This is a genomic window from Burkholderia sp. IO2 (assembly GCF_029522185.1).
Classification (GTDB): Bacteria; Pseudomonadota; Gammaproteobacteria; order Burkholderiales; family Burkholderiaceae; genus Burkholderia; species Burkholderia cenocepacia.
Map to the genome: position 1 here is coordinate 58,658 of NZ_JAKWFH010000046.1, position 6,000 is coordinate 64,657.

3 protein-coding genes, 1 tRNA gene and 1 pseudogene are annotated in these 6,000 nt (G+C 67.5%); 2 read left to right on the plus strand and 3 right to left on the minus strand.

Features of this window, described 5'->3' with window-relative positions; genetic code table 11:
• Positions 1 to 32: 32 nt before the first annotated feature.
• Positions 33 to 663, minus strand: a pseudogene (locus tag MMB92_RS25950) (LysE family translocator).
• A 341-nt stretch (positions 664 to 1,004) separates the two neighbouring features.
• On the opposite strand from MMB92_RS25950, the gene MMB92_RS25955 reads away from it, so the two are divergent.
• A complete protein-coding gene (locus MMB92_RS25955; RefSeq protein ID WP_277563035.1) occupies positions 1,005 to 3,185 on the plus strand; it encodes a TonB-dependent siderophore receptor in 2,181 nt (726 codons plus the stop codon).
• A gap of 57 nt (positions 3,186 to 3,242) precedes the next feature.
• A tRNA-Ser gene (locus tag MMB92_RS25960) sits at positions 3,243 to 3,333 on the plus strand.
• Between the two features lie 75 nt (positions 3,334 to 3,408).
• Here MMB92_RS25960 and MMB92_RS25965 read toward each other — a convergent pair.
• Entirely contained in the window at positions 3,409 to 5,424 is a 2,016-nt protein-coding gene (locus MMB92_RS25965) for a sodium:solute symporter family protein (RefSeq protein WP_006482756.1), read from the minus strand.
• A gap of 3 nt (positions 5,425 to 5,427) precedes the next feature.
• Entirely contained in the window at positions 5,428 to 5,772 is a 345-nt protein-coding gene (locus MMB92_RS25970) for a DUF4212 domain-containing protein (protein WP_058901638.1), read from the minus strand.
• Positions 5,773 to 6,000: the final 228 nt, after the last annotated feature.

Below are 6,000 nucleotides of genomic sequence, written 5' to 3' on the forward strand. Positions count from 1 at the left end.
GCGCTACGTCGCTTCCCCGCTGCGCCACCGCGTCAATGCACGGCCTTGCGATACAGCGCAACGTATCCCGCGAGCATCAGCAGCAACGACCCGCTGACCCGGTTCAGCCACTTCTCCCCCGCGGCCTTCCATACGCGGACCGAATGCACGCCCAGCAGCGGCGTAACCGGTCATCCCGATCACGTCGATCGCGACGATCGTCGCCGCGAGAATCGCGTACTGCGGCGCGATCGCATGCGACCGGTCGACGAACTGCGGCAGCAGCGCCGACATGAACAGGTAGTACTTCGGGTTGCTCATCGCGACGAAGAAGCTCTTCAGAAAGGCGCTCCGGCGATCGGGCGTCGCAGGCACGCAGGGCTGCGCAGCCGCGGCCCCGCCGCTCGACATCAGCATCCGGATGCCGACATACGCGAGCCACGCCGCACCGAGCAGCTTCAGCGTCACGAACGCCGTTTCCGACGCGTCGAGCAGCACGCCGAGGCCGAACCCGACCAGCGCGACGAGCACGACGTCGGCGGTGACGGCGCCGAGCATGCCGACCATCGCGTGACGCAATCCGTAGCGCGAACCGTTGCTCATCGCGAGCAACACCGTCGGGCCCGGCGTCGCGACACCGACGGACAGGATCAGCGCAAAGGCGAGCAAGGCGGAGAGCGACATGGCGTGGCGTTCCTTTTGAAGAGTGCGGTACGGACGGCATCGTCGTCGTGATCGGGCCACCCGGCCGCAACCAGTGCGCACGGTTTGTTACGACGAATGCGGTCTTCGCATGATCGCATGCTCGCCCCGACGCCCGCTCGACGGTTGCACCGTCGCCGGTGAACCGCACCCAGTTATCTCAAATAGTGGGCTGCCCCCTCCGTAAACGACAATGATTCTCGTTTACGTTAGACTCCGCCGCTCGATAAAAATACGTCCGCGACAGCACGGACACGTCACGCCGCCCGGATTCCGACTTGCCGCCCTGGGATGGATCACCGACCACACCCGATTTGCGTCCCATGTCGACACTTTCGTTACCCGTCCTGCGTCTCACGCCGATTGCCTTCGGCATTGCGCTCGCCTGCACCTTCCCGGCCGCCGCCGGGGCCCAGCAGGCCACTTCCGCCGCCAACGCCGCGCCCGACGCCACCGTGCTGCCGTCGATCAACGTGACCGGCGCCGCCGAGCCGCTGCCCGGCGACCTCGCGCCGACCTACGCCGGCGGCCAGGTGGCGCGCGGCGCGGATTTCGGCGTGCTCGGCCGGCAAAAGGCGAGCGACGTGCCGTTCAGCATGACCACCTATACGTCGAAACTGATCGAGGACCAGCAGGCGCGCACGCTCGCCGACGTGCTCGACAACGATCCGGCCGTGCGCAGCGCATCGGGCTACGGCAACTTCTCGCAGGTGTTCGTCATCCGCGGTTTCGCGCTCGCCGGCGACGACGTGTCGCTGAACGGCCTGTACGGCGTCACGCCGCGGCAACTCGTCCAGACCGATGCGGTCGAGCGTGTCGACGTGTTCAAGGGCGCGAATGCATTCCTGAACGGTGCATCGCCGAACGGCTCGGCGGTCGGCGGCGGCGTGAACCTGCAACTGAAGCACGCGGACGACAAGCCGCTCACGCGCGTCACCGTCGACGGCGCGACATCCGGCTCGCTCGGCACGCATGTCGACCTCGGCCGCCGGTTCGGCAGCGAAGGCCAGTTCGGCGTGCGCGTGAACCAGTCGATCAGCGGCGGCGACACCGCCGTCGACGACGAGCGCCGCCGCAGCAACGTGACCGCCGTGTCGCTGGACTGGCGCGGCGACACATTGCGTCTGTCCGGCGACTTCCTGTATCAGCGGCAGCGGATCGACAACGGCCGCCCGATCGTGCTGGTCAGCGGCAGCCCGTTGCCCGCCGTGCTGTCCGCGACGCACAACTATGCGCAGCCGTGGAGCTTCAGCGAACTCGAGGACACGGTCGGCATCGTGCGCGCCGAGTACGACTTCCTGCCCGCGTGGACGGCCTACGTATCGGCCGGCGCACGCCATACGAACGAGCACGGCGACTACTACACGCCGACCTACTCGTCGTCCGGCACGACCGGCTCGCGCCTGAGCGTGCCGCACAAGGAAGATGCGCAGTCGGCCGAGGCCGGCGTGCGCGGCCGCTTCACGACCGGCCCCGTGTCGCACTTCGTGACCGCCGGCGCGTCGTTCATCCGCATCGACAGCCAGTCCGCTTACACGATGTCGAACGCGTTCCCGACGACGCTCTACGATCCGGCGCCGGTCGCGTCGCCGCCCACCGCCTACGCGGGCGGCGACATGAACGATCCGGGCACGGTCACGAAGACCTGGCTGCGCAGCCTCGCGGTGTCCGATACGCTCGGCTTCCTCGACGACCGCGTGCTGTTCACGCTCGGCGCGCGGCGCCAGTCGATCTCGGTCGACAACTTCGACTACACGGGCGCGGTCACCAGCACCTACAGCAACGCGATCACGACGCCGGTATTCGGTCTCGTCGTGAAGCCGTGGCGCAACGTGTCGATCTTCGCGAACCGCAGCGAAGCGCTCGCGCAGGGCGAGATCGCGCCCAACACCGCGCGCAACGCGGGCCAGGCGCTGTCACCGTACCGGTCGAAGCAATATGAAGCCGGCGTCCGCTACGACACCGACAAGTACGGCGCGTCGCTCGCGCTGTTCCAGATCGAGAAGCCGATGGCGTACACCGATCCGGCGACGAACCTGTTCGGCGCCGACGGCACGCAGCGGCACCGCGGCATCGAGACGGCCGTGTACGGCGAGCCGTGGAAAGGCGTGCGGCTGATCGCCGGCGCCACGTACCTCGACGCGACGCTGCAGAACACGGCCGGCGGCACGAACGACGGCCACCGGCCGATCGGCGTGCCGTCGTTCCTGCTCAACGCGGGCGCCGAATACGACGTGCCGATGCTGCGCGGGCTCACGCTGACCGCGCGCTGGATCCACACCGGGCCGCAGTACCTGGACGTCGCGAATACGATGTCGATCCAGGCATGGGACCGCTTCGACCTCGGTGCGCGTTACGCGACGGACGTGTTCGGCAAGAAGACGACGTTCCGCGCGACCGTGCGCAACGTCGCGAACAAGTCGTACTGGTCGTCGACGATCGGCGGATACCTGACGCAGGGCGACCCGCGCTCGGTGTGGCTGTCGATGACGACGGATTTCTGACGGGCGCCGAAGGGAGTGGCGGGCTGCCGCCAGAGTTTGCTATACTCTCGGTCTTCCGGAGAGATGGATGAGTGGTTTAAGTCGCACGCCTGGAAAGCGTGTATAGGTTAATCGCCTATCGGGGGTTCGAATCCCCCTCTCTCCGCCAGGATTCAAATGCCCGCGCCCGCGGGCATTTTCGTTTCCGGACGCACGTCGATACGCGCTCCCCCCGCCCCGCTGATCACGGGTGCCGAATGTAATCCACCAGCGCCCTCGTGTATTCATCCGGCCGCTTGTCGCACAGACTCACCGCGATCGCCACCGCAAACCCTGCCGGCACGCCAAACACGCCTGAGCTGATCGGTTCGATCCCGAACCACGGGCGCCCGGCGAACCCGGTCAGTTGCGTGAAGAACGGATAAGTCGACACGATGTAGTACACGCACACCGCCAACCCGGTCACCATCCCGGCAATCGCGCCGCGCGTCGTGGTGCGCTTCCAGAACACCCCCAGCACCAGCACCGGAAAGAAGCTCGACGCCGCCAGCGAAAACGCGGCGCCGACGAGAAACAGGATCTTCCCGGTATTGAGCGACGCGACATACGACGCGAACAGCGCCACCCCCAGCAGCAGCACCTTCGAAATCGTCACGCGCCGCTGGCTCGACGCATCGGGCGCGACCATGCAGTAATAGACGTCGTGCGACAGCGCGTTCGCGATCGTCAGCAGCAGCCCGTCCGCGGTCGACAGCGCCGCCGCCAGCGCACCGGCCGCGATCAGCCCCGACACCACGTACGGCAGCCCCGCGATCTCCGGCGCGGCCAGGACCACCATGTCCGGCTGCATCTGGATTTCCGACCAGTGCACGATGCCGTCCCGGATCACCTCGACGACACTGATCAGGTCGGGTTCGAAGTGATGCCACTGCGTAACCCACGCCGGCAATTCGGCGAACGGCCGCCCGACGAGATTCGCGAGGATCTCGTACTTGATCAGCACCGCGAGCACCGGCACGCTCAGGTAGAACAGCGCGATGAAGAACAGCGTCCAGCCGACCGAGCGCCGTGCCGACGCGACCGACGTGGTCGTGTTGTAGCGCGTCAGGATGTGCGGCAGGCTCGCGGTGCCGAGCGACAGGCACAGCAGCAGCGCGAGGAAGTTCCGCTCGCGCGGCTTGCGTTCATCCTCGCTCGCGGCCGGAAACGGCTCGTGCATCGGCACGGGCGGCTCGGCCCGCGCGAGCAGGTCGTCACGCACCTGCGTCCACGCCACGCGCGCCGCCGCGGGATCGCGCGGGAAATCGGCCAACTCGCGCTCGCGCAGGCTGATCTCGCGCAGCGGCCCGTTGTGGCGCCGCAGGTCCGCGAGCTGGTCGACGAGATGCCGGCGCGCATCCGCGTACGACGCCGGCAACCGGTCGAGCCGCGTCTGGATATCCGCGGCCTGCCGGCGGTATGCATCACGCACCTGCTGCTCGTCGCGCGCGTCGCGCACCTGCGCCTCGCGCGCCGCGACGCGCTCCATCAGCGTGCCGTAATTGAACTGCGGCACGGGGCCGAGCCCGTTCTTCATCGCGATCAGCGAGACCGGAATCAGGATCGCACTGATCAGGATGATGTACTGCGCGACCTGGGTCCACGTGACCGCGCGCATTCCGCCGAGAAACGAGCACACGAGAATGCCCGCGAGCCCGCAGAAGATCCCGATCGCGAAATCGACGCCGATGAAACGCGTCGCGATCAGGCCGATCCCCTGGATCTGCGCGACGAGGTACACGAACGAACACAGGATCGCCGCGCCGGCCGCGAGCGCGCGCACGGCCGTGCTCGAAAAACGCGTGCCGAGAAAATCCGGAATCGTGTAGCGCGCGAGCTTGCGCACATACGGCGCGAGCAGGAACGCGACGAGGCAGAATCCGCCCGTCCAGCCCATCACGTACGCGAGCGCGTCGTAACCGGTGGCGTAGAGCGAGCCGGCCAGGCCGATGAAGGACGCGGCCGACAGCCAGTCGGCCGCCGTCGCCATCCCGTTGAACGCGGACGGCACGCGCCGCCCGGCCACGTAGTACTCGACGAGATCGGACGTGCGCGACAACAACCCGATCACCGCGTACACGGCGATCGGCACGAACAGGAACACGTAGCCGATCCAGACGCCCGAGCCGGTCGCGCGCTCGATCCGCCACATCAGCAGCACGAAGCCGAGAAACCCGAGCGTATAAAGCGCGTATGCGCGTATCAGTCGACGCGTCAACATGAATCAGCGCCCGCCGTTCGGATGGCCGGCGCGTGCCGCATGCTCGTCGTATGCGCGGCGCAGCGTGCGGTCCGCGCGCTGCATCAGCCCGATGTAGACGACGATCAGCACGAGGTAGACGAGAATCGCGCCCTGCGCGCCGACATAGAACGGCAGACTGAAACCGGCGAAGCGAATCCCGGCGAGCGCGGGTCCGAAGAACGGCACGATGAACGACACCGCGAAGCCGATCACCATCAGCACCGCGATCAGCGCGACGTTGAAGCGCCAGTAGCGCGCATGCGCACGCGCGAGCGGCTCGGGAACGGGGGGTGGCGCGGTGGGCGCCGAACGGGTTGGAACGGTCATGCCGTTATGTAGCAAAAAGCCCCTGCGCGGGCAATCGGGATTGCCGCGCAGGGGCTCGCGCGTGACGCGCGACCGGCAGGCGCTCAGCGCACTTCGGTGAGCTGCTCGAGGATGGCCGGGTTCTCGAGCGTGGACGTGTCCTGCGTGATCGCCTCGCCCTTCGCGAGCGAGCGCAGCAGGCGCCGCATGATCTTGCCCGAGCGCGTCTTCGGCAGGTTGTCGCCGAAA